Origin of the sequence: Moorena sp. SIO1G6 (assembly GCF_010672795.1) — a bacterium.
GTDB classification, from domain to species: Bacteria; Cyanobacteriota; Cyanobacteriia; order Cyanobacteriales; family Coleofasciculaceae; genus Moorena; species Moorena producens.
Genome location: NZ_JAAHFZ010000002.1, coordinates 233,683 through 256,212, shown reverse-complemented (window position 1 = coordinate 256,212; position 22,530 = coordinate 233,683). Strand labels below are relative to the sequence as shown.

The window sequence follows — 22,530 nt, the reverse complement described above, 5'->3', positions numbered from 1 at the left end:
CTTATGGCTTAGGTCACAGGGTCGAAGCCTGTGCCACAAAGCTGTTCGCGCAGCGTGGGCCAAAAGCCCACGGCTGATGGCTGACCGCTGACCGCTGACCGCTGACCGCTGACCGCTGACCGCTGACCGCTGACCGCTGATGGCTGACCGCTGACCGCTGATGGCTGACCGCTGACCGCTGACCGCTGACGGCTAACAGCACCTACTTTCTAGCTGCTGGGGGAGCTAACGGACCTCCTGCTGGCCTGCGTTGAGGCTTAGGACGAGCCACCGGTTTGGGAGCAACTCTGGGTGCTGGTGCTGGCCTGCGCCTTGCTCGTGCTGGTGCTGGTCTGCGCCTTGCTGGTGCTGGTGCATACCTGCGCTTGGCTGGTGCTGACCGTCGTCTCGGGGCAGTGTTTCTAGGCGTATAGCGTCTGGTGGTACTTTTACGGGGATAAGACCGTTTAGTTGTAGCTTTGCGACGGTAATACCGTTTGGGTTGAGAGTTCTTCCTAGACACCCTGACCCGACTACTACGCCGCCGTGTAGAACTGGCTCTTCTAGTTGAACTACCTCGTCTTGAACTAGTTCTTCTCCTTGACCGACTTGTGGAAGCGGTAACGGTAGTGGGAACAAATTTTTTGTTAATAACTCGTTTGGGTTTAATCGGCTGAGCTTCAATGGTAGCTTCCCTACCTGATAACTTCCTGGGGCGCTCAGTAAAAGACTCACGGTCTAAGTCTTCGATTACCTCCAACATGAACCGACGCCAGGTGGCAGCAGCAGTTGCACTAGACCCCCTGGTAGGCTTGTTATCATCATTACCTAACCAAACCCCAGCTACTAATTGGGGAATATAGCCCACAAACCAGAGGTCACGGGCATCATCCGTAGTGCCGGTTTTGCCAACTGCTGGTCGTCCAATTTGAGCCGCTGTCCCGGTACCCCCGGTAACCACACCCCTGAGCATCCAGGTCACAATGGCTGCTGTTTCTGCATCAATAGCTCGCTCACCCTCGAGTTTGTGGTCGTAAATCACGTTACCGTGCTGGTCAATAATCCGGCGAATCCCATGAGCATCGTGGTGAATGCCTTGGGCGGCTAAGGTGCCATAGGAACTGGTGAGTTCTAACAGGTTTACCTCAGATGCTCCTAGGGCGAGGGAGTAGGTGGGATGGAGTTTAGATTTAATCCCCATTTTTTGAGCCAGCTTGATAATCGGCTCCCAGCCCACATCCACTAGGGTTTTTACTGCTACTACATTCACCGAAGAAATCAGGGCATCCCGCACTGAGATCGAACCCCGGAATCTCTCACTGTAGTTTTTAGGTTCGTAACCATCTACTATATACCCCGCATCCATGTAGCCTTTATAGGGAGACATCCCTGTTGCTAGTGCTGCGGCATACACGAATGTTTTGAATGTAGAACCAGGCTGACGCTGAGCTTGGGTGACCCGATTGAGGTAATTATTGCTATCTAGGTCATTAAAATCCTTACCCCCGACCATGGCTTTGATCTGACCATTGCGGGGATCCACGGCAACTAGTGCAGCTTGTCCAAACCGCTGGTAACGACCATAGGTTTTCATGGTCTTTTGGACAGCAGTTTCAGCGGCATCTTGCCACTCTAAATTAATTGTAGTTTCAATGGTCAGCCCTTTCTTACCCAGTACTTCTTTGGAAACGTATTTGGGCAATTCTTGTTGAATATATTCCGTGAAATAAAAGGCTTTACGCTCCAGTCGCTTCGGTTGGCTTGCCTTAATAGTTAGGGGTTCAGCCATAGCTTTGTTGGCTTCAGCCTGGGAGATGTAGCCATTTTCCAACATCCGCTGCAATACTACATCACGACGCTCTTTGGCTGCTTTTTGCCTAGAGCTATTGATTTTACCCTCCAACAATGGCGAGTAAACACTAGGAGCTGGGGGTAATCCCGCCAGTGTTGCCATTTCTCCCAAGGTCAGGTCTTTTACGGGTTTACTAAAATAGACCCAAGCCGCATCAGCAATCCCGTAAGCACCGGAACCCAAATAGACTAAGTTTAAATAGCGCTCCAGGATTTGATCTTTGGTCAAATCCTGCTCAATTTTCTGCGCCATGCGCATTTCTTTGAGTTTCCGTACGATGCTGCGTTCGTGATCAAAGAAAACAATTCTAGCGAGTTGCTGGGTAATCGTGCTACCACCTTCTACTACTCCCCCAGCTTTGAGGTTAGCCACAGTAGCACGAAGAATACCCTGGGAATCTACCCCTTTATGCTCTTTAAAGCGTTGGTCTTCAATAGCAATGAAGGCTTGAATCAGGGTTTCGGGTATTTCCCAAATCTTCAGGGTCTCATGGCTAGCTGGCCCAATTTGCTGGATAATAGTGCTGTCGGCAGCTTTGATCGTGATGGTGCCATCTCGAACATAGGTCAAGACATCCTTAGTAGAATCTGGCAGAGAGCTTTCTAGCTTTTGCCAACCCCAACCCAATGCGATCGCACTGCCACCCACCCCTAGTCCGATCCAAAACCAGGAGCGACGATAGATTGCTTTTGGTCCGATTAGCGGTTTGATAACCGTAGTAGATACACGCTTGATTCCGTTTAGAGTTTGGGCAACTACCCTCGACCGCTTCCGCCGTCTTGGCTTTGATGAGGGGTGCTTGCCATCATTAGACGCAACACTCCCATTCTTATCCGATTTCTCCGTCAGTTTCTTTGAGGGATTCGGAGGGTTGTGACTATGTCGATCTTGGGGCTTCGGGGAAAATATTGACACATCAACTCCTTAGCAATACAAAAGCAGCCATAACTTTTTGTCTTATAACTTGTTGTCTATTTTAGGGCTTGAAATCTTAATTTAGTGGATCTGTCACTTTTTTCCTTCTGCTTGGGGAAAATCCGGATTTCTACGTACTAGGTAAGCATTCAGCTATCAGCTATCAGCTATCAGCTTTTGAATAAAACAGGTAAGCAAAAGTTTAATCTGAGTTACCTCTGCTGGGATGGGATTCATAGTCTTTGGCTAATAGTTAAGTTAAGATCTTCTGCCCGTAACAGCTGATCTTCAAGTTCACTGGCTGAACCCATAGCAATTTGAAGGAAACCGGCTAGTTCGGCAACTCCGTTCCCTTAAGCATTAAGCTGACTGCTGACAGCTGACGGCACCTCAAGTAGCACCATCTGTAGCCCATATGCTTACTCATGAACCAAGCATAATGAAAATATTAAACTAAACCTTATTTTTTGCTATTCTTCAACATTATTCGTCCTCTTTAAACCCTGTGGTATTTTCCTCCGAGCGTCTTCTGTTTACACCAGCCACTCCTGACGACCATGCTATTCCTACTATTTTTGCCTTTCCTAATCAATACAACATCGGTATTACTAGTCTCGGCTATCAGATAGTGTGGGCATCTCTAGCCTTGCGCCCTGACCTAATGGTCAGCCGCTTGTTCACGGATTACCATGAGCCATTACCGAGACAGCCAGAATTACTTGGTTATTCTATATCATGGGAATTGGATTATGTCAATATCTTAGGGGGATTGGAATTTTTGGAGATACCCCTATACTCAGCACAACGGGACTCTAGCCATCCCCTAGTGTTTGGTGGCGGTCCCGTGTTAACCGCTAATCCAGAACCCTTTGCTGACTTCTTTGATGTGATTTTGCTCGGAGATGGGGAAATCCTGCTAGATAATTTTATCGATGCTTATCAAGAGGTTCGCACTGCTGAACGTAATACTCAATTGCAGCATCTGGCCCAAGTCCCTGGAGTCTATATACCCAGTCTATATCAGGTAACCTACCATGACCTAACGAGTGCGATCGCATCCATTAAACCAGTGTCTGATCAGATTCCTACCACGGTATCTAAACAGACCTATCGGGGCAATACCCTGTCTGCTTCCACAGTGGTTACCGAAAAAGCCGCTTGGGAAAACATCTACATGGTAGAAGTGGTGCGCAGTTGTCCAGAAATGTGTCGCTTCTGTCTGGCCAGTTACCTCACTTTACCATTTCGTACTCCTAGCGCGATCGATTCGTTGATTCCAGCTATAGAACGGGGATTAAAGGTAACAGACCGGATTGGCTTACTGGGAGCATCAGTCACCCAGCATCCCGAGTTTGATGTGTTGTTAGATTACCTAAATCAGCCACAATACGACCATGTGCGCTTGAGTATTGCCTCAGTGCGAACCAATACAGTAACGGAAAAGCTTGCCCAAACCCTAACTAAACGTAACACCCGTTCGATTACGATTGCAGTGGAAAGTGGCTCACAACGGTTGCGCGAGATTATTAATAAGAAGCTCAGCAATGACGAAATTATCCAGGCAGCAGTGAATGCTAAAGCAGGGGGATTAAAACGTCTCAAAATCTATGGGATGGTAGGAGTTCCGGGAGAGGAAATAGCAGATGTTGAAGAAACTGTAGGGATGATGGAACAGATTAAGAGAGCAGCCCCCGGTCTAGGCTTAACCCTCGGATGCTCCACCTTTGTTCCCAAAGCTCATACACCCTTTCAGTGGTTTGGTGTCAATCCCCAAGCCCAGAAGCGCCTCAAGTTATTGCAGAAAAAATTGCGATCGCAAGCCATAGACTTTCGACCAGAAAGCTACAACTGGTCAGTAATTCAAGCACTGATTTCCCGAGGGGATCGTCGCTTATCCCAACTCTTAGAACTAACCAGGCATTATGGGGATTCCTTAGGCAGTTTCCGCCGTGCCTTTAAACAATTGCGAGGACAGTTACCTGAACTAGACTTCTACGTCTATACCGACTGGTCAACAGAGCAAGTCTTGCCTTGGAGTCATCTGCTTGGGCCACTTCCCCAGGCCACCTTGCTCAAGCACTTAGGTGCTGCTACAGCCCTGGGCCTAGGGAATGGGGAATAGGGCGTGTGGGAAGTGTGGGAAGTGTGGGAAGTCAGTTATTTTATTAAACGGGGTACCTATTTGAGCCAAAGTTCCCGACTCCCGACTCCCGACTCCCGACTCCCTGTGCCCTTTGCTATTTATTATTAAGCATTCAGCTATCAGCGTGTCGCGTATCAGCTATCAGCCAAAGGCCTGTGGCCACACTACTTGAGCTCCGAACAGCTTTTGAATAAAATAAGCTGACGGCTGACGGCTGACGGCTGAATGCTTAGATTTATTACTGTTACTAATGACAACCTATGCTTAAGCTCTTAACTGAAATACAGAATACATGGCAGGATATAGTCCTACCTGTAGATAAAAGAAAAGATTGTTGGACAGTTAGCCAACAATTCCGTGATCATGTCAAACAATTTTTACCGAAAAAACAATATTCCTTATTAGAGGTGGGATGTTACAAGGGGCTGACGGCAAAGCACTTATCCGATCACTTTACTAAATATCTAGGTTTAGATGTTAACGATAGGTACCTGAGAGTAGCAAGATTAAACAATATTTTTAATTACCATGTCAAATTCCAAAGATTTGATGTGTATACTTCTGATTGGAATCAGTTAACCTTTCCTGCTGATGTGGTTTTAATAGATGCACGTCATAAATATGAGTATATCAAACAAGATATTGATAACTGTTTAAAGCGATTTAATAATGCATTGATAATTTTTGATGATTATGGAGCATGGGAAAGCGTCTATAGGGCAGTTAATGAAGCGATCGATGACGGTAAGTTAGAGGTAGTTAAAGAAATTGGAGTTGAGAAAGGTCAACAACTGTGGCCAGATCAGAATAATCCATACTCTTACACACATTTTGGCTCAGAAGGATTGATTTGCCGTAGTAGTAGAGCGGTTTTCAATTAGGTTAGTTTTTGAGGGAGCAGGGAGTAGGGAGTAGGGAAGTCAGATTAGCTGCACCTAACATTAGACTCTAGGGTTGAGTAATATTTGTTCTCTACTTCGTTTATTCTGGTAGCGGCTTAGAGCATTGCTTTAGTGTGAGAGGGTAATGATGTGATCCCATTCCAGTTGAGATGGTAATCATGCGTTCGCGTAGCGGCTCTTTCAGAGCATCGCATTCCAGTTGAGATGGTAATCATGCGTTCGCGTAGCGGCTCTTTCAGAGCATCGCATTCCAGTTGAGATGGTAATCATGCGTTCGCGTAGCGGCTCTTTCAGAGCATCGCATTCCAGTTGAGATGGTAATTATGCGTTCGCGTAGCGGCTCTTTCAGAGCATCGCATTCCAGTTGAGATGGTAATCATGCGTTCGCGTAGCGGCTCTTTCAGAGCATCGCATTCCAGTTGAGATGGTAATCATGCGTTCGCGTAGCGGCTCTTTCAGAGCATCGCATTCCAGTTGAGATGGTAATTATGCGTTCGCGTAGCGGCTCTTTCAGAGCATCGCATTCCAGTTGAGATGGTAATCATGCGTTCGCGTAGCGGCTCTTTCAGAGCATCGCATTCCAGTTGAGATGGTAATCATGCGTTCGCGTAGCGGCTCTTTCAGAGCATCGCATTCCAGTTGAGATGGTAATTATGCGTTCGCGTAGCGGCTCTTTCAGAGCATCGCATTCCAGTTGAGATGGTAATCATGCGTTCGCGTAGCGGCTCTTTCAGAGCATCGCATTCCAGTTGAGATGGTAATCATGCGTTCGCGTAGCGGCTCTTTCAGAGCATCGCGTTACTGTTGACAGGGAAATTATGCGTTCGCGTAGCGGCTCTTTCAGAGAATCGTGTAGCAGATCCATTGGAGTTACCCCAGCCAAGCTGCGTGATCAAACCAAACGTGATTCAAGCATCTCTACCAACCTGCGAGAGCTCCTCGATTTTTGGCATTGCTGAGGGGCGGAATGAATATGAGTGGGGTGGGCATCCTGCCCGCGCGAAAATGAAACGGGCAAGATGCCCGTTCCACGGCAAGATGCCCGTTCCACAAAACTATTAAAATCATTCCATTATTAAGCAACGCCCAAAAAAAAAAGGTACCCTCAAGGGTACTGTGAAGCCAGAGTTAGATCTGACATTCTAGAAATGTGTTGATTGAAATGAATTGCACCAAGAGGTAAAACCCATGCCTTACAAATACTATAACCCCTGTGTGTTCCAAGTTCCGATCAAATTAGAAGTACCCATTGTTCTCGACATCGCTGTCGCTGCTAAGCGTAAGTGTTTTGATAAATATGAGGAAATGGAGATCGAAGAGAACGGAGCGGCTACTGATCAGTCCCCCGAACCAGTTACCAGTTAGTCCCTTCAGCAATCTTTGACAGGAATCTTTAACCGCTGGCTTTGAATTAGTTCATTTTTATTAATTTCTGCAATACCCCTAGGCTGATCAAGCCAGGTTTTTTTTTACAGCGTTGCTGAGTATGGGTATGATTTCGCCCCCCTAATATCAAGTCTGGTTGAATACCCATAATTAAGGAGAGGGTGGGAGGTGTGGGGAGATAGGGAGATTTTTATTAAGGGTAATTATCCTGACATGATATAACCCCCCAACTTTGGGTGGAACGAAACTCTCTTTCGTCCCCCAATTTTGGGGGATAATTGGGGCAGTAGCCAAATAATACCAAGAAATTCATACTTAAATTCAGCACCCAATTGAAAACTGCTAGAATTTTTAATTATGCCCTTTGTAAGTAATCGGTATTAAATTTATCAGTATAAAAATTTGGTATTATTGAGCTTAAATATTGAGTAACACCTATAGCATTATAGATCAATAGTTAGGCTATATAAAAACTATATAATAGTAGTAAAAATGATACCAATTGTCCCCCCTAAAGTTGAAGTAGTAAAAGATATTGTCCTCGGTTTAATAGAAAATAGTTATTCTAGATCTGAGGTAAAAGAATGGATCATCGGCATGCAAAAAGAGCATTCTATAATCTTCCCTGGTTGCATGAGCTTCGGGATGAAAAATAGATTTGCTGAATTTGTAATGTTTGCTTTGTTCTGCATTAATGAGGTCGGGGTTGGAAAATTTGATAGTCCTGGTGAACAGTTTATTCGAGATGTAGATCTTGAAGAATATCTAGCTTGCTTAAACGAAGAAGATTGCACAGAAATATCTGGAAATATTGTGAGACTCAGACCCCATCAGATCCAACCAGTTAAAAAAGTATACAATACTATTGTGGGTATAGATTGTGGGAATGGGCAATTACTAAAAGATATAGGCGTTTTTATAAATAGAGGTTATTTTCTTGATCTCAACGATTATCGAGAAGAAGCCTTAGTGGAATATTGTGGCTCACATTTTGTTTTATCTTACTCGCACAATATAAATAACAATGATTTATATATCGAGGGCTTTGAATGTGAAAAATAAAAGGTAGCGAAGCTATTAGTAGAACTTAATATATTACCTAATATGATTAAATGGGTCAATGACTTAATTGATAATGAAGTATGTAGATTGTGTAGGGTAGACGATAACAATAATACATTTGTTATGAAAACGTTTAGTTCTTATATTGAGGCTGAAATTGAGAGATATTCATATCAAAAAAAAGGACATAAAAAAACCTATTATTTGGAGCGATATTATACCTAAAAAATTATTGGTAAACCGTTGGGTTCTGGATAAAAAATACGGGCGTTGCTTAATTAAGGTCTGAAAAGATAACGATCAGGACCTGGAACATCCCAGAATCGGAGATAGTGAATCAGGAAACGAATGGAATATTTTAGCATTTCCTCGAATTTTGAAGTAAGCATTCAGCTATCAGCATTCAGCTATCAGCTTATGGGCTATGGGCACCCTTTGCGAACACCTGTTGAATAAAAGAGGTAAACATTTGTTTAATCTGAGTTAAGTCTGCTGACGGCTGACAACTGACGGCACCTCAAGCAGCGTGCGCGTAGCGCATATGCTTACATTTTCAATAACAAAGACTCTTGGGTTGTAGTCGCTCTAAATAATGTCTGATCTTTGGATTTTATCCTTCAATTATGGTCAGATAAGTCTGGCTTATTATCTAATACCCCTCATCACTAATATCAAGTCAGGTTGAATACCCATAATTAGAGGGAGGGTGGGAAGTGTGGGGAGATGGTCAGATGGTCAGATGGTCAGATGGGGGAGATTTTTATTAAGGGTAATTATCCCGACATGATATAAGTTAACTTTGCTTAAATTCTGGCGTAGGGTGGGTTAGGCGGCAAGTATAGCAGTCGAAGTAAAGCTTAAGACATCTTCTGCTCCCTGCTCCGAACGCGCCCCGCGTGGCCTACGGCCTCAGTCCCTGCTCCCTTTCAACCAAAAGACTATGTCCTAAACTATACTTCCCTTGCTATATTTTGAAAGCTCACTTTGTCTTAATGCAATAGCGAGTGGTTTTGGGTCTGTGTGGGTCACCTGCGGGAGCACCGCTGTTTGCCCCGTGGAAACCACGGCAGTTGCTCATGGGGGGAACCCCCTTTGGCCTCACTGCCTCCCCTTTGGCCAACTGCATCGCTTTAAGAGAGCTGTCCGCCGTAACCCACCAATAGTCAGCGACTTAAGCGGTGATTAGATTCACTCTGATAAACAGTCTCTTAGGCCATGAGCTGATCAGCTCAAAAAAAAGGTACCCTCAAGGGTACTGTGAAGCCAGAGTTAGATCTGACATTCTAGAAATGTGTTGATTGAAATGAATTGCACCAAGAGGTAAAACCCATGCCTTACAAATACTCTAACCCCTGTGTGTTCCAAGTTCCGATCAAATTAGAAGTACCCATTGTTCTCGACATCGCTGTCGCTGCTAAGCGCAAGTGCTTTGACAAATATGAGGAAATGGAGATCGAAGAGGCGGAAGGTAACGAAACTACTGAGTCACCCGCACCTCCTACCACTTAGTCCCTTTAGGCATATTTGAAAGGAATCTTTAACGGCTGGCTTTGAATTAGTTCATAATAATTAATCCCTGAAACCCCCCTAGGCTGATCAAGCCAGGGGATTTTTTTTGCCAGTCTCGTGCTTGCTTTTAGGGATCACGGAGGAGGGAGCAGGCAGCAGGTAGCAGCGATGCAGCGAGATCTTAGTGGTTTTCACGCCAGTTGCTCATCTCCCCATCTCCCCATCTCCCCATCTCCCCATCTCCCTACTCCCTATTCCCTATTCCCTATTCCCCGCCCACAAGACCACCATAGACCAGTTTCTCAACTGTCTGTACTATAAACAGTGTTAACTATGGAAAAATAAGGCTTTATTGGTGTCAGCTTTAGGACTACTGATAAAGTGGCACTGTCTCCAATCACTCCAACTGTTATTTCTATTTTACTAGTAAATAAGAAACCTTGATGATTGGAGAAAACAAATGAAAAAAGCAATCTTCTTATTAGCTACAGCTGCTGCAATTACCGTCCCTACAACTGAGGCTTTTGCTCAGCATACTTTTCCTAGTGAGCGTTCCCACTGTCTAGCCACCCTAACTGCTAGCAACCCCGATTCTCGGATCACCTTACGTTCTGGACCAGGAACTAATTATAGAAGCTTGGGTTATGGTTTAGTGGGTGATAATGTCTACGTGCTGACAGCCACTCCTCCAGAGCCAGATTACAAAATAGACAGCTTTGGCTATGGTTGGCACAGAGTAGGTTTTCCAGTAAGTGGTGCCAAAGGATGGATTCGCGACGATTTACTCAAAGTCGAATGTGCTCCCATTAATGATTAAGTAGGTCTATAGGGAAAAAAGGTACCCTCAAGGGTACTGTAAAGCCAGGGTTAGATTTGACATTATATAAATGTGTTGATTGAAATTAATTGCACCAAGAGGTAAACCCCATGCCTTACAAATACCATAAACCCTGTGTGTTCCAAGTTCCGATCAAATTAGAAGTACCCATTGTGCTCGATCTAGCTCTAGGTGCTAAGCGTAAGTGCTTTACTAAATATGAGGAAATGGAGATCGAAGAGAACGGAGCGGGTACTGAGCCAGCCGAACCAGTTGCCACTTTGTATCCTTAGGAATCTTTGAAATGATTTTTTTACGGCTGGCTTTAAAATTCTGGGCATAAATTAATTCCTATCTCTCCTCTATATCCTCCCTCCTGAGCTCAGGAGGGAGGAGTTTTATTGTAGACCAAAACCTATATCCCCCCTAAGTTAGGCCAGACTATCATCAGTTGAAAAAAAGGTACCCTCAAGGGTACTGCCAAGCCAGGGTTAGATTTGACATTATATAAATGTGTTGATTGAAATTAATTACAGCAAGAGGTAAAACCCATGCCTTACAAATACCATAAACCCTGTGTGTTCCAAGTTCCGATCAAATTAGAGGTGCCCATTGTGCTCGATCTAGCTGTAGGTGCTAAGCGTAAGTGCTTTACTAAGTATGAGGAAATGGAGATCGAAGAGAACGGAGCGGCTACTGAGCCAGCCGAACCAGTTACCACTTAATCTCTTTAGCAATCTTTGACAGCTGGCTTTTAAATTCTGGGCAGAAATTAAGTCCTATATCTCCTCCCTCCTGAGCTCAGGAGGGAGGAGTTTTATTGTAGACCTTAAGCGATAATCATGCCCACCAATACTGAACCAGATAAAAATCGTAGGGTGGGCATTGATCAGGAAGATTAAAATTAGTGAGCCTATAAATGAAATGGGCAATGCCCACCAATACCGAGGCTAAGTTATGGGAGACTATCATCAGCTCATAAAAGGTACCCTCAAGGGTACTGCCAAGAGGGATTTAGATCTGACATTATATAAATGTGTTGATTGAAATTAATTACAGCAAGAGGTAAAACCCATGCCTTACAAATACCATAAACCCTGTGTGTTCCNCCAAATAGATGAGTGGGAGGCTTAACTCCGATTGCTGCTTGACCACTCCTCACTTGGGCAACAATAAAATTTACCTTAACCGATTTGTAGGGACTTGTCCTAATAATCCCGGTTTAAGAGTATCCCATGTACTCCAAGATTTTATTCATAGTGCAGTTTTCGTTGTAAGCCGATGTGGGAGACGGTTCCACGCATACATCGCAACTGGAAAGCCGCTCTAAAAGTGCTTCCCCGGTCTTAAATCCTGTGAATTCTACAAAATCAGTCAGGTCAAGCTGTTTAGATAAAGCCTTGAGGGTTTCAGCAGCAGGGCCACTGCCAATTAGCATGAAGTGAATATCTTGGCGCTTCTTTTCCTGCACGATGTAACGTACTGCCCTCAGAAGATAGTCAATGCCCTCTGGTTCCCCCATCACTCCCATATAACCTACCAGATATTGACGACCTCTGCGGTAACTCGGGTTTGAGGGCATAATCCGAAACCGTGCCAGATCAGGTCCACTGCGCACTACAAATACTTGCTCTGGTTTCTTCCCCCCTCGGGTAAGGGCGACCTTGCGATGGGATTCGTTGGTTGAAATCACCATGTCTGCTGTAGCATAAGTCAAGCGCTCAGCCCAGCGTAGACCATGATAGAAGATATCTTTTCGTCCATACTTGGCGATGTACATCTCCGGAGCCAGATCGTGGTGATCGAAGATTACTTTTACGCCCCGGAACAATTTAAACCATCCCGCCACTAGGAAGATTAAATCTGGGGGATTGCAAATGTGGATAATGTCAAAACCCTGCTCTCGCCATACTTGGCAAGCTAAGCGAAATTGCCAATTCACAGCCCAGCTGTACTCTCGAAGATAGCCAGTAACGGAGCTTTCTTCCGGTGGTAGGGGATGGCGATAAATATGAATCCCTTCAATGACTTCATAATCTTTGTCAAACCCATTCCCTTTGGGAGAAATTGTAGTAACTTGATAGCCAGCTTTCTGTAAGCTAGTGGCTTCCATCCATACCCTTCGGTCAAAGGGAACAGGTAGATTTTCGACGATTATTAATACTTTATAAAATGAAGTCATTAAACATTATTTCCTTAATCAAATCCGTCAAACTAATCATTAAATATACTTTTAATGATAGATGCCGAAGTGATGTAAAAGATAATTGTATTGTTAATAACTGAAAAAGTTAATCAACTTTTATCATCTAGGGGTGCTTCCTTCAATGTTTTCTCAACAAGTACCGAAGAACTATATATTTGTTCCACAACATTCTTAAATTCAAATTTAGTTGGTTGCGCCCATGCCCTTTCACTCAACTGCTGTCGCAATTCTGAGTTTTCTGCTAGTTCTACTAAGGCATCACTAAGCCTCTGAATAACAGCTTCTTCCGTGAACCCATGCGTTTTTATCACCCGTCCACAGGTTTCATCCACCATCACCCCTGGTCCTCCTAAATCCAGACAAACTACAGGTAAGCCATGGGACAAAGCTTCTAGAATCACTAGCCCGCCGGAATCATGGAGACTGGGGAATAAAAAAACATCATGTTGCAGATAGGCCGAACTCAATTTTTTCTGCTCCATCCAAGGTATCCAGTCTACAGCATCCTTAATACCCAATTTTTCACTCAGTCTCTGCAGCCAAGTTTCCTCACTACCACGACCAATGACTGTAAAACGCGAATTGGGAATCTTTTGGTGCAACAGAGAAAAGGCTGTCAGCGCCAGATGTACACCTTTCCAATATAAAAAACGCCCTACAAAAAGAACATTAAAAGTATCTTTTTGTATGAATTTTTGTTCACTTACCAGAGGCATTTCCCTAATTTCATGTAGAGGGATATCAAAAATAACTTCAGACTTATACCTGTAAAATTTTGGGATCAGCTCCTGGGTATCCTTCGAGCGACAATAGATTTTTGATGCTGTGATAAACGTTAAGTTCATCAGCGGATCAAATTTAACAATAGTATTAGAAATATCGCGGATAAAATCAAATAACCAGCCTTTCAATGGGTAGCTTTTCCTGAGAAACCAAGGTGCTTTTACTCCACCAGCTACCGGTCCAAAAATGAAAGGGATGCCTAAAAGACCCATGAAACTGGGGCGTCGAATAGCAGTAGTAGTTACGTGATGAACCCGATCAAATACCACCTCCTGGGTCAATGATTTGGCGATTCGATAAGCATCCCATTGCCACCAGATACTCATCAATTGCCACAAGGCAACTGAGAGCAACATTACCTGTCTGGTAATCAGGATTTTGAACAACCGAGATAACCAGGTAGGATGGTTGCAAAAGATAAAATGTATGTTAGGGATTGGATTTACCTGAAGTTCCTGCTCTACCGGAATCTGATTATAACTCCAGGTAATCACCCAGACTTCATGCCCCATTCGAGCCAGTTGTGTCGCCCAAGCCCAGCCGATTCCGTTCTCTGAACCTGTATTAGGTTGGCACTGATAGGCTGAAAGTAATACTTTCATTGGTCAACCTCCTGTATCCAAGACATAAGCCGACATTTGTAGAAGAGACATCTAGAGAAGCCCAATAGTGTGTTCATGGAGCTGTTTTTTCAGATTTGAGCACGGAGCAATAGATATTAAGCAGGGAACTACAGTAGTCTTCTATATTGAGATGGGCAACGCTTGCTCTGGCGCTACATCCTAAGGAGAGCCGTAACCCAAGATCATTAATCAGAGTCTGCATCGCCATAGATAGTTCTGGTATCTCTCCAGGCTTAACTAGCAGACCATTGTCGCCATCTACTACTAACTCTGGTATCCCCCCTACTGGTGTGGTGATCACAGGTAAGCCCCAACCCATTGCTTCCAGCATTGCCATCGGCAGACCTTCGTTGTAAGACGGCAAGATAAATATGTTAGCTTTTGCTAAAAGATGATCACGCTCTTCTGAACTTACCCAACCAGGAATAGTTATGTTAGCAGTTAGCTCCAGACTTTTGACTAAGCTGTATGCTTGTTCTAGCTCTCCATTTCCTGCCAGAATTAGACTCGCTTGATTTTTCTCCTCAGCAGGTAAAGCAGCAAAAGCCTTGATTAGATCAAATGCTCCCTTGCGTTGACCAATGCGTCCTAGAAAGAGGATGGTCACTTTTTGGGAACCTGGGCGATAGGGAACCGGCGAGGGAAGTTTTACTGGATTATAGAGGATAACAACTTGTTCTGATCTTAGCCCAAGACTGTTGATAGAAAATTTTTTCCAACTTTCTGATAAAACAATTAATGGTACTTTAGCAAAAATCAAGCCCAAATCAAGCCCTTACTCGCTTTAGATCTGACAAATACGTCCCGATTTTCCTGAAGCCAACATACAAAACGGTAAGATATGGCACTCCGAAATGCCTCCAAAGTCTCAGTAAATGTCTTTAAAGGTTTTGTTGCCCATCGCCTTCGCAATCCCCCAGTGAGTTGATGCCAAAGAATAAAAGTATAGGCACACATCACCAATATAAAATGCCTCATTAGACTGCGTTTTTGTCGAACTTGATATTCTTTGAGTCCCAACCAAACCTTAGCTTCTCGATAAAATACTTCCACCCAATTTCTTTGAGAATAAGTCTCGACTACCCATTTAGGAGTCACTATATTTGCTTCGACATTAGTCAAAAAATAGTCACGGTGCGCTTTCCAATGGGCGAGTAAATCGCCCTTGGGTCGCACCGCAATATCTGTGGCTTCACTAAAAGTCGGTTGATTCATGACGATTGCCAGACTTCTTTTTCCACTCAGACGAGATACTTCCACTTCCATTGTGGCGACCCATAGGGTTTTTGACTTATTGGGATTGAGCTGCACTTCAGTGAAAGCCCCATCTGGTAAGCTTTGGGCTAACTCATCGACACGAACGGTTTCCCCAGAATTCTCCGAGTTTTCTACGGTCACTTTTCGATTTTTGGCAATTCCTCCTAAATACTTAAGTTTTCGATTTTCTAGCTCAAACAGAAAAGATGTATTGTTTCCATATCCAGCATCAATGAGGACAATTGCCGGATGATACCCTCGATTTAATGTCCGGTCAATTAAGTTTAATGCCAGCTCCGGTTTTTTGAGGAATTCCGGGTCTTCTTTTCCTTGAGGCAATGAAAAACCCTGTTGATATAATTCAATATCCAATGGCAGACTTTTTCTACCATCATACAGATGGGTTGTTACCAGGACTATCCCATTATCAGTTTTACCAATTTCTCCGATGTATTGCCTTCCCACTCCATGGGTAAAATTCCCGCTCTTTCGGTGTCCGCTGTCGTCTACAATCAGTGAGAAGCCACGAGAGATTTTCGTCTGACGACAGCTATTCATCACTTGTAATCGGCGTTCGTTGATGTCAATTTCACTCCAGTTTGCCCGAACCGCAAAATGCCGTAAGCTGTGGTAAGACACATCTACAGCGTCAGCCGCTAGTTGAGATAGGTTTTTTCTTTCACTTTCTCCCAATAATCCCCCCAGATAGTGTCTAAACTCCTTTCTTTGAGCTTTCGTTTTGAAGATATCATCAAAACGCTGACACCATCTTTCAAAGCAGGGGGGCATTGCTGTGGAAACGGTTTCTTTCATCGGATTGAGTGGAGAAGAATACGAACCTAAAAAGCATACTCTATATAGAGTAGCACGATTTGTGTTTATAATTTTCGCTAAAGTCCCATTAAACGGCTACATTTGCCAAACACCCATCTCAGTAATTGCTGAACCCATGGGGCGAGCTGGGAGTAGAATAGATGAAATTCACTGCCATGGGCATGTAAAATAATAGGTTTACGAAATATCCAAACCAAGAATGTCATAATTGCTTTTCGGAAAGCACTGCCCCGCTGTGAAATATGAATGTGGACGAGAGCAATGTCTTTTCTTAATAACATCCACAGTAAATTCACTAGCGCTTGACAAAACACTATAATCTTATAGGGGCTCGACCCTTCTTTATGGGTAGGAATATGAAAAATTTTAACCTCAGGAGGAACATGTTCAAGAAAGAGCTTTTCATACTTTGATATGCCACCATTAACAGTCAAGCTCGGCCCCAACATGATAATATTAGTTGGACTAGTTCCCCCTAGGTGCTGTGGGTCGATAATCGGCAATTTTTGCTCAAGCATTTTACCACTATCCGAAAAGTTTAACTGGCGACTTAAACTGTAGCAGAGATATAATTTACAGGGGGATAAACTGCCCTTGATATCTCTTATCCTCCCTGATTAATAGGTAAGTATTCAGCTATCAGCTCTCAGCTATCAGCTCTCAGCTATCAGCTATCAGCTCTCAGCTCTCAGCTTTTGAATAAGCGATGCAGCGCCGCCAAAGGGGGTTTCCCCCACTCGCTATTGCATCAAGACAACAAGTAAGCATTGGAATAATGCTGAGTGAAGTCCCAGCGTCGTTCGCACAGCGTGGCCAAACGCGCACGCGTGGCCGTTCGCGTAGCGTGGCCAAAAGGCCAAAAGGCCAAGGCCAAAGCCTGTGCCAAAAAGCACCTCAAGTAGCGTGAGCTAAAAGCTCACGGCTGACGGCTGACGGCTGAATGCTTACATTAATAGGGGCTAGTTCTGATCTTGAAACCCTGATATTGGGAGGGTTGTATACTTGTTGCGTTTACCTTAGTAAACACTACCGATGCTACTGTGATTTTGCTGCCCTGGTTTTTTGCCATTCTTGGGGATCTACTCCGAGCCACACGAAGGACATGGCATGGTCAGATCCCCTGAATTCATACACTATGATGCAACGCCGGTTTTATTAGTAATACATTTGTTATTTTTGAGAGAAATTGCACCATAAGCATCCAACAGCTTAGGGGCTTGGTAACGCCACTCAAGCTTCTCCTTCATCCGGCACTGACCCTCCAATCCCATCTGCTTTCTGCGTTCTGGATCTTCGATAAGCTCCAGTATTTTTTCGGCAAAATCTACTTCGTCGTTACCCTTAGCATAAACAGAGGCTCCCGCCGCTGAACGCCTTCCTTCCAAGAGATCAAATTGGACAATGGGTTTGCCCATAGCCATGTATTCCATAATTTTGTTCATGGTGGAGCGTTCATTGTAGGGCATTTTCTTGTCAGGATTGACACACACATCACAGCTAGAAAGCCGTTCCAAAAGTTCCTGATCCTCAATCCGTCCAGTGAATTCCACGTAGTCAGCAACCCCTAATTTTTCAGATAATTCCTGAAGTTTCTCGAACATCGGTCCACTGCCAATCAGCATGAATTGAATGTCTTGGCGTTGCTTTTCATAGACAATGTAGCGCACAGACTTCAGCAGGTAGTCGATGCCTTCTGGTTCTCCCATCACCCCAACATACCCGACTAAGTACTTTTTGTTCTTACGGTAGGCCGGATTAGGCGGTGTAGGTCTAAACCGAGAAAGATCTGGTCCACTGCGCACTACAAAGATATCCTCTGGTTTCTTCTTACCACGGGTGAGTGCTACCTCTCGGTAGGATTCGTTGGTGGAGATTACTACGTCTGCTGTCGCAAAGGTCAAGCGTTCAGCCAGACTCAGTCCGTAGTAAAATATGTCTTTGCGTTCATACTTGGCTTCGTACATCTCCAGATTGATATCGTGGTGGTCAAAGATGACCCGTACACCCCGGAGCAGTTTGTACCAACCCGCGACCAAAAAGAGTAAATCAGGTGGATTGCAAATATGGACAATATTAAACCCACGTTCCCGCCAGACCCGATGTGCAAGGCGGAATTCCCAAAAAACCGCTGTGGCGTACTCTCGCAGATATCCTGTAACTGAGCTTATATCAGGTGGCATGGGGTGGCGATAGATGTGAATATCATCAATTACCTCGTAGTCTTTTTCATAGCCTTTCCCTGTCGGACAAATGACCGAAACTTGATACCCAGCTTTTTTTAGGGTCGTGGCTTCCATCCACACTCGCCTGTCAAAGGGGACAGGCAAATTTTCTACGACGATCAGTACTTTATCAAACGAAGCCATAAAAATTGAATTCCTTGATAAACTAAATAAAAATGCTTACTAACTTCGAGATCCACGATCGATGCCAAAGTTATGCAAAGGATAAATTTTGGTTTTGTATGAATTTTTTACAATTCACCAATTTAGTTTTTCTAGACTAATATTGAGAATCAGATTTCTTTTTCAAGAACGGATAGTTTATTAAACATCATGGCAAGCAATAAAACCCAGTCTATGGGCATCAAGGTGTTGACAAGTACTTCAGGTTATATCAAGTCAGGTTGAATACCCATAATTAGAGGGAGGGTGGGAAGTGTGGGGAGGGTGGGAAGTGTGGGGAGATGGGGGAGGTTTTTATTAAGGGTAATTATCCTGACATGATATTAGTGCGTAAGCATTCAGCTATCAGCCGTGAGCCTTTGGCTCACGGCTGATAGCTTACATCGCCTGGATAATCCTTTTTTACTTCCATCTAAAGCCTGTTTGTTGGCTTTCCGTGGCAACGGATTACTTTTTGAATGGGGGTAGCTACAGGTAAACTGTTTAGAGTAATCCTGACAAACTACTACCAAGCGATTCCACGGTAATTTAATTGCTGAACCGGTTCAGAAAAAATACCTGCTAGGTCCAAAATCTGAGTGGCTTCAGGAGCTTTTAGTAACACCTGACGAAACTCTGGTGTGGCATGGGTTACCACCGCTAGCTCTGCTCCCTCTAAAGCCTGCTGGGGTTCTGCCATTAGCAAAGCCTCGAAGTGAGGCAAATTACTCTGGATATAGGCGAGATTGGTACCCATTAGCCGAGCTTTATAGACGGCTTTGTCGTAAATCTTTACCTCGCATCCCTCCCCCAGCAATCGCTTTACTAGGAGTACTGCTGGACTTTCCCGCAGGTCGTCTGTACCCGGTTTAAATGCTAGACCAAATAGTGCGATTTTTCTCACACCTAGGCGTAATACTTCCTGCACAGCTAAATCAACCTGGAGGTTGTTAGTAGCAGGGAGGGTGTTGAGCAGGGGGACTGGTAAATCCATACTCCGTGCATAGTAAAGTAAGGCACTTAAATCTTTGGGTAGGCAGGAACCTCCATAGGCAAAGCCGGGACGCATATAGACCGGGGAGACGTTTAATTTTGTGTCCTGGACGATAATGTTCATGACTTCCCGTCCGTCTATCCCAAATGCCTTGGCGATTCTACCAATTTCGTTGGCAAAACCGACCTTGGCAGCGTGCCACGTATTGGCAACATATTTAACCATTTCCGCCACAGCTGGTTCGACCACTATGACCGGAGCATCTATCTTGGCATACATCTGCCGCACCGCTGCTTCTGCTACAGGGGATTTGGTACCAATGATGGTGTAAGGTGGCTGATCGTAATCCCGGATAGCGGAACCCTCCCGTAAAAACTCTGGGTTAAACGCTAGGTGTATAAAGCCATCACCGGTAACACTGTCGAGCAGAGTCTGGCATTTTTGTAGGGTGCCTGGTGGAACTGTACTGCGCAATACAACAACATGGTTTGTTTTTTTGCGGCTAACAGCGGCTCCAATTTCCTTGCACACATTCCAAACGTAGGTTAGGTCTGGTTCTCCCCTTTCTGCGGGAGGCGTGCCAACACTGATCAGGGAAAGATCTGACTGGACTACTGCAGCTTCAGCATCTGTGGTAGCCTCGATTAAGCCAGCTGCTACTCCGTCAGCCAGCAATTCACCTAACTTGGGCTCCACAATTGGAGACTTTCCTTTAGCAATCAGAGCCACCTTTTCTGGATTAACATCGACCCCAATTACTTCATGTCCATCCCGTGTTAAGCAAGCTGCTGTGACAGCACCGACATATCCAAGACCAAAAATACTAATCTTCATCGGACAAATCTAAATAATTCTTTAGAGACATTGGTGTTGTTGTACGTGCAGAGCCTGATAATGTATAAGTTGCTTCCTTGAGATTGAAGCCTCGTGAATACCAGCCAGCTTCCTGTTCTCCATGGGCTAAAATCCATTCCAGCTGGTTATCTAGGTAAATCCCCAGACTGCCTCCCTGCCAACTGACTTGGCAGAAGTTTTCTTTCAAGCTCACTTGACAAAGGGGTGAAAAATGAAGACGCCACTGGAAATCATGTACTCCTCCCTGGTTCAAACCAGGGGCTACGCTTAGCAGTTCATCGATAATTTCAAGTCGCTTGCCTTCGAGAGCGAGTCTACGACGATGAATGACTTGATTGGGCAATCGGGTATACCCTTCGTGTTCTGCAACCAGGACACCTCCGTTCGGTGTCCCCTGCCAAGACAGAACTTTGGCTTGGGCTTGTCTTGTCCAGAGAAACGTGCCTGCTGGTTCCGATTGGTCAACACCATCGACTACCACAGTGTTATGAGCTTTCGTGCTGCGGAAATAAGCACGTTCTTGGGGATCGGCATGATAAACATAGGTGCCAGGATCGACAATTATCGGTACACCGCCTACATTTAGAGTGAATGAAAGGGCATCCGCATGACCATGAGCAGCGATGGAGAGATACCCTAAAAGACCAGCATCAGCTAGGCAAAGTACCTCGTCAGACTCTCCTCGCCGGGATGCTAGGACGAAGAGTCCAGGATCATTAAAGCCTATTGAACCTTGAACGGGTTTGACCTCTCCCACCTTATCTTCAGCATTGCTACCGATAACAGTAGCAGCTAAAACACCTGAATTATTGGATGGCAGGGGGACGTGGGCATTTAACCATTGGCGACCGAGGCGGAAAAGCCAGTCCAGACGAGAGGAGCCTAGGGGTCGTAGCTGAAGTGCCATGCCGTCGTCCCCATCTCCGTACTGGGGCAAATTGCCTCCGACATCTACTAGAAGAGGAATTACCTCCAGCATCCGTCGTACCCAGTCCTGGTAGTTAGTAGAAAAAGGAGCCTTCAGCCACTCTGCTTCTAGTCCTGCTAGGAGGAAAAATTCAAGAGCAAAAATCTGATAGGAGAAGGCTTGCTCACGATTGAGTCCGCAAGGAAAGGTTTGCTGGGATACTTCTCGCTCCAGTATTTTCCTGGCCAAAGACTGCCACTGGGCTGATTCTGGAAATACTGGCCAGACGGAAGTAGCAATGAACAACCCTGCCATTTCCCCGATTAAGTGATTATTGGCTGAGGAGCCGTGGGAATAGTGTTGGGTGATTAGCCACTGATGCCAGTAGATCATCGACCACAACGCCCCACCTTCACCAAACAAGTGTTTATGGCTTGATGTTCCTCTGAGCAGCCGCTCGATCCAAACCCAGGAGATCAGACGCACACCGAACTCTAGGGAACTTGTCCAGTTGACCCCTAGAGGAAAGGGGTTTTGTTCTACCCAGGAGAGCAGCTGTTCCTCCACAGCCTTGGCATAATGTTTATTGCCAGTGAGGGCATAAGCTAGAGCTAAGATGGTGAGGTGGTGATGTCGATTTTTCTCCCAGATGTTTTTGACATTCCCAACTGAGGAAGGGTTCCGGTAGTCTAAATCCAGCCCAAACTGCAACGGAGCACGCTTACCCATTTGGGGGTCGAGGTGCCAGTCGATTTTGGATTCCTCAAAGGAAATGTTCAACAGGGTGTACTTTCCTGTGAGATAGCGGTCTGCTTCATCAAGGAGAGCTTGACGTTCCTCAGTCGCCTCTTGTAGGAGGGGTGATAGTTTCCAGATATCCTTCTGAATACCATTAGGTTTTGGAGCGACCCAGGAGGTACGACGCCGCCAACATTTCTTTTTTAATGCTAATTGCCCACGAGCCGCAATCTCCTGTAGAGACATGGCTCGTAAGCGGTTTAAGTACCATCTAAGCTTCACTTTCACAAATTAAAACAGTTTAGTTACTTATTACTAACAGCAGTCAAGTTATCAGAATAGGACTTAGGCCGAGTCGGTCTTTGGAGCATTGATTATGGTTAG

At 44.9% G+C, this 22,530-nt stretch carries 23 protein-coding genes; 10 read left to right on the top strand and 13 right to left on the bottom strand.

Annotated elements, in window-relative coordinates; genetic code table 11:
- Positions 1 to 13: 13 nt before the first annotated feature.
- From F6K63_RS04015 to F6K63_RS37070, 3 genes are all read right to left on the bottom strand, one after another.
- Complete coding sequence (locus tag F6K63_RS04015; RefSeq protein WP_287253729.1) at positions 14 to 202, bottom strand: hypothetical protein; 189 nt, start codon at positions 200 to 202, stop codon at positions 14 to 16.
- Positions 203 to 2,746: a transglycosylase domain-containing protein gene (locus tag F6K63_RS04010; RefSeq protein WP_287310909.1), complete on the bottom strand. Its 2,544-nt coding sequence runs from the start codon at positions 2,744 to 2,746 to the stop codon at positions 203 to 205. It lies immediately after the preceding gene.
- A 233-nt stretch (positions 2,747 to 2,979) separates the two neighbouring features.
- A complete protein-coding gene (locus F6K63_RS37070) occupies positions 2,980 to 3,057 on the bottom strand; it encodes a hypothetical protein (RefSeq protein WP_083374173.1) in 78 nt (25 codons plus the stop codon).
- A gap of 194 nt (positions 3,058 to 3,251) precedes the next feature.
- Here F6K63_RS37070 and F6K63_RS04005 point away from each other — a divergent pair, with 194 nt between their 5' ends.
- From F6K63_RS04005 to F6K63_RS03995, 3 genes are all read left to right on the top strand, one after another.
- Positions 3,252 to 4,868: a B12-binding domain-containing radical SAM protein gene (locus tag F6K63_RS04005; RefSeq protein WP_287310907.1), complete on the top strand. Its 1,617-nt coding sequence runs from the start codon at positions 3,252 to 3,254 to the stop codon at positions 4,866 to 4,868.
- Between the two features lie 3 nt (positions 4,869 to 4,871).
- Positions 4,872 to 4,997, top strand: coding sequence for a hypothetical protein (locus F6K63_RS04000; protein WP_267875695.1), 126 nt, complete (start codon positions 4,872 to 4,874; stop codon positions 4,995 to 4,997).
- 152 nt (positions 4,998 to 5,149) lie between these two features.
- A complete protein-coding gene (locus tag F6K63_RS03995; RefSeq protein WP_287256824.1) occupies positions 5,150 to 5,770 on the top strand; it encodes a class I SAM-dependent methyltransferase in 621 nt (206 codons plus the stop codon).
- Positions 5,771 to 6,521: 751 nt separating this feature from the next.
- Here the strand turns inward: F6K63_RS03995 and F6K63_RS03990 are convergent.
- Complete coding sequence (locus F6K63_RS03990; RefSeq protein WP_287310904.1) at positions 6,522 to 6,656, bottom strand: hypothetical protein; 135 nt, start codon at positions 6,654 to 6,656, stop codon at positions 6,522 to 6,524.
- Between the two features lie 323 nt (positions 6,657 to 6,979).
- On the opposite strand from F6K63_RS03990, the gene F6K63_RS03985 reads away from it, so the two are divergent.
- From F6K63_RS03985 to F6K63_RS03955, 7 genes are all read left to right on the top strand, one after another.
- Positions 6,980 to 7,156, top strand: a complete 177-nt coding sequence (locus tag F6K63_RS03985; RefSeq protein WP_008184244.1) for a hypothetical protein — start codon at positions 6,980 to 6,982, stop codon at positions 7,154 to 7,156.
- Between the two features lie 513 nt (positions 7,157 to 7,669).
- A complete protein-coding gene (locus tag F6K63_RS03980; protein WP_287310903.1) occupies positions 7,670 to 8,239 on the top strand; it encodes a hypothetical protein in 570 nt (189 codons plus the stop codon).
- A 1,329-nt stretch (positions 8,240 to 9,568) separates the two neighbouring features.
- Positions 9,569 to 9,748 carry a hypothetical protein gene (locus tag F6K63_RS03975; RefSeq protein WP_008184255.1) on the top strand — a complete coding sequence of 60 codons (180 nt, stop codon included), beginning with the start codon at positions 9,569 to 9,571 and terminating at the stop codon, positions 9,746 to 9,748.
- Between the two features lie 168 nt (positions 9,749 to 9,916).
- Positions 9,917 to 10,069 carry a hypothetical protein gene (locus F6K63_RS03970; protein ID WP_287310901.1) on the top strand — a complete coding sequence of 51 codons (153 nt, stop codon included), beginning with the start codon at positions 9,917 to 9,919 and terminating at the stop codon, positions 10,067 to 10,069.
- Positions 10,070 to 10,208: 139 nt separating this feature from the next.
- The gene (locus F6K63_RS03965; protein WP_287255543.1) at positions 10,209 to 10,565 is read left to right on the top strand and encodes an SH3 domain-containing protein; all 357 of its coding nucleotides are present in this window, start codon (positions 10,209 to 10,211) and stop codon (positions 10,563 to 10,565) included.
- 110 nt (positions 10,566 to 10,675) lie between these two features.
- Positions 10,676 to 10,858, top strand: a complete 183-nt coding sequence (locus F6K63_RS03960) for a hypothetical protein (protein ID WP_287310899.1) — start codon at positions 10,676 to 10,678, stop codon at positions 10,856 to 10,858.
- A 258-nt stretch (positions 10,859 to 11,116) separates the two neighbouring features.
- Complete coding sequence (locus tag F6K63_RS03955; RefSeq protein ID WP_287310897.1) at positions 11,117 to 11,290, top strand: hypothetical protein; 174 nt, start codon at positions 11,117 to 11,119, stop codon at positions 11,288 to 11,290.
- A gap of 497 nt (positions 11,291 to 11,787) precedes the next feature.
- Here F6K63_RS03955 and F6K63_RS03950 read toward each other — a convergent pair whose 3' ends face one another.
- The 9 genes from F6K63_RS03950 to F6K63_RS03910 form a co-directional block, all read right to left on the bottom strand.
- On the bottom strand, positions 11,788 to 12,747 hold the full coding sequence (locus tag F6K63_RS03950) for a glycosyltransferase family 4 protein (protein ID WP_287310895.1): 960 nt from the start codon (positions 12,745 to 12,747) through the stop codon (positions 11,788 to 11,790).
- Positions 12,748 to 12,860: 113 nt separating this feature from the next.
- Complete coding sequence (locus F6K63_RS03945) at positions 12,861 to 14,156, bottom strand: glycosyltransferase family 4 protein (RefSeq protein ID WP_287310893.1); 1,296 nt, start codon at positions 14,154 to 14,156, stop codon at positions 12,861 to 12,863.
- 73 nt (positions 14,157 to 14,229) lie between these two features.
- Positions 14,230 to 14,937, bottom strand: a complete 708-nt coding sequence (locus F6K63_RS03940) for a glycosyltransferase family 4 protein (protein ID WP_287310891.1) — start codon at positions 14,935 to 14,937, stop codon at positions 14,230 to 14,232.
- On the bottom strand, positions 14,934 to 16,247 hold the full coding sequence (locus tag F6K63_RS03935) for an IS701 family transposase (RefSeq protein ID WP_287310889.1): 1,314 nt from the start codon (positions 16,245 to 16,247) through the stop codon (positions 14,934 to 14,936). Before F6K63_RS03935 ends, F6K63_RS03940 begins: the two co-directional genes overlap by 4 nt.
- Before the next feature lie 77 nt (positions 16,248 to 16,324).
- Positions 16,325 to 16,786, bottom strand: coding sequence for a hypothetical protein (locus F6K63_RS03930; protein WP_287310887.1), 462 nt, complete (start codon positions 16,784 to 16,786; stop codon positions 16,325 to 16,327).
- A gap of 230 nt (positions 16,787 to 17,016) precedes the next feature.
- Positions 17,017 to 17,154 carry a hypothetical protein gene (locus tag F6K63_RS03925; protein WP_287310885.1) on the bottom strand — a complete coding sequence of 46 codons (138 nt, stop codon included), beginning with the start codon at positions 17,152 to 17,154 and terminating at the stop codon, positions 17,017 to 17,019.
- Between the two features lie 247 nt (positions 17,155 to 17,401).
- Positions 17,402 to 18,634, bottom strand: a complete 1,233-nt coding sequence (locus F6K63_RS03920; RefSeq protein WP_071107489.1) for a glycosyltransferase family 4 protein — start codon at positions 18,632 to 18,634, stop codon at positions 17,402 to 17,404.
- Between the two features lie 544 nt (positions 18,635 to 19,178).
- Positions 19,179 to 20,480 (bottom strand): nucleotide sugar dehydrogenase, encoded by a 1,302-nt coding sequence (locus F6K63_RS03915; RefSeq protein ID WP_071107488.1) that lies wholly within the window; start codon positions 20,478 to 20,480, stop codon positions 19,179 to 19,181.
- Positions 20,470 to 22,434: an alginate lyase family protein gene (locus tag F6K63_RS03910; RefSeq protein ID WP_137985855.1), complete on the bottom strand. Its 1,965-nt coding sequence runs from the start codon at positions 22,432 to 22,434 to the stop codon at positions 20,470 to 20,472. The genes F6K63_RS03915 and F6K63_RS03910 overlap by 11 nt, the downstream gene beginning before the upstream one ends.
- Positions 22,435 to 22,530: the final 96 nt, after the last annotated feature.

What these genes read in the sequence shown, in the direction of transcription:
- F6K63_RS37070 (WP_083374173.1), bottom strand. Translation starts at nt 3,057, where the DNA reads ATGGGTTCAGCCAGTGAACTTGAAGATCAGCTGTTACGGGCAGAAGAT.
- F6K63_RS03995 (WP_287256824.1), top strand. Translation starts at nt 5,150, where the DNA reads ATGCTTAAGCTCTTAACTGAAATACAGAATACATGGCAGGATATAGTC.
- F6K63_RS03990 (WP_287310904.1), bottom strand. Translation starts at nt 6,656, where the DNA reads ATGGATCTGCTACACGATTCTCTGAAAGAGCCGCTACGCGAACGCATA.
- F6K63_RS03985 (WP_008184244.1), top strand. Translation starts at nt 6,980, where the DNA reads ATGCCTTACAAATACTATAACCCCTGTGTGTTCCAAGTTCCGATCAAA.
- F6K63_RS03980 (WP_287310903.1), top strand. Translation starts at nt 7,670, where the DNA reads ATGATACCAATTGTCCCCCCTAAAGTTGAAGTAGTAAAAGATATTGTC.
- F6K63_RS03975 (WP_008184255.1), top strand. Translation starts at nt 9,569, where the DNA reads ATGCCTTACAAATACTCTAACCCCTGTGTGTTCCAAGTTCCGATCAAA.
- F6K63_RS03970 (WP_287310901.1), top strand. Translation starts at nt 9,917, where the DNA reads ATGCAGCGAGATCTTAGTGGTTTTCACGCCAGTTGCTCATCTCCCCAT.
- F6K63_RS03965 (WP_287255543.1), top strand. Translation starts at nt 10,209, where the DNA reads ATGAAAAAAGCAATCTTCTTATTAGCTACAGCTGCTGCAATTACCGTC.
- F6K63_RS03960 (WP_287310899.1), top strand. Translation starts at nt 10,676, where the DNA reads ATGCCTTACAAATACCATAAACCCTGTGTGTTCCAAGTTCCGATCAAA.
- F6K63_RS03955 (WP_287310897.1), top strand. Translation starts at nt 11,117, where the DNA reads ATGCCTTACAAATACCATAAACCCTGTGTGTTCCAAGTTCCGATCAAA.
- F6K63_RS03950 (WP_287310895.1), bottom strand. Translation starts at nt 12,747, where the DNA reads ATGACTTCATTTTATAAAGTATTAATAATCGTCGAAAATCTACCTGTT.
- F6K63_RS03945 (WP_287310893.1), bottom strand. Translation starts at nt 14,156, where the DNA reads ATGAAAGTATTACTTTCAGCCTATCAGTGCCAACCTAATACAGGTTCA.
- F6K63_RS03935 (WP_287310889.1), bottom strand. Translation starts at nt 16,247, where the DNA reads ATGAAAGAAACCGTTTCCACAGCAATGCCCCCCTGCTTTGAAAGATGG.
- F6K63_RS03930 (WP_287310887.1), bottom strand. Translation starts at nt 16,786, where the DNA reads ATGCTTGAGCAAAAATTGCCGATTATCGACCCACAGCACCTAGGGGGA.
- F6K63_RS03920 (WP_071107489.1), bottom strand. Translation starts at nt 18,634, where the DNA reads ATGGCTTCGTTTGATAAAGTACTGATCGTCGTAGAAAATTTGCCTGTC.
- F6K63_RS03915 (WP_071107488.1), bottom strand. Translation starts at nt 20,480, where the DNA reads ATGAAGATTAGTATTTTTGGTCTTGGATATGTCGGTGCTGTCACAGCA.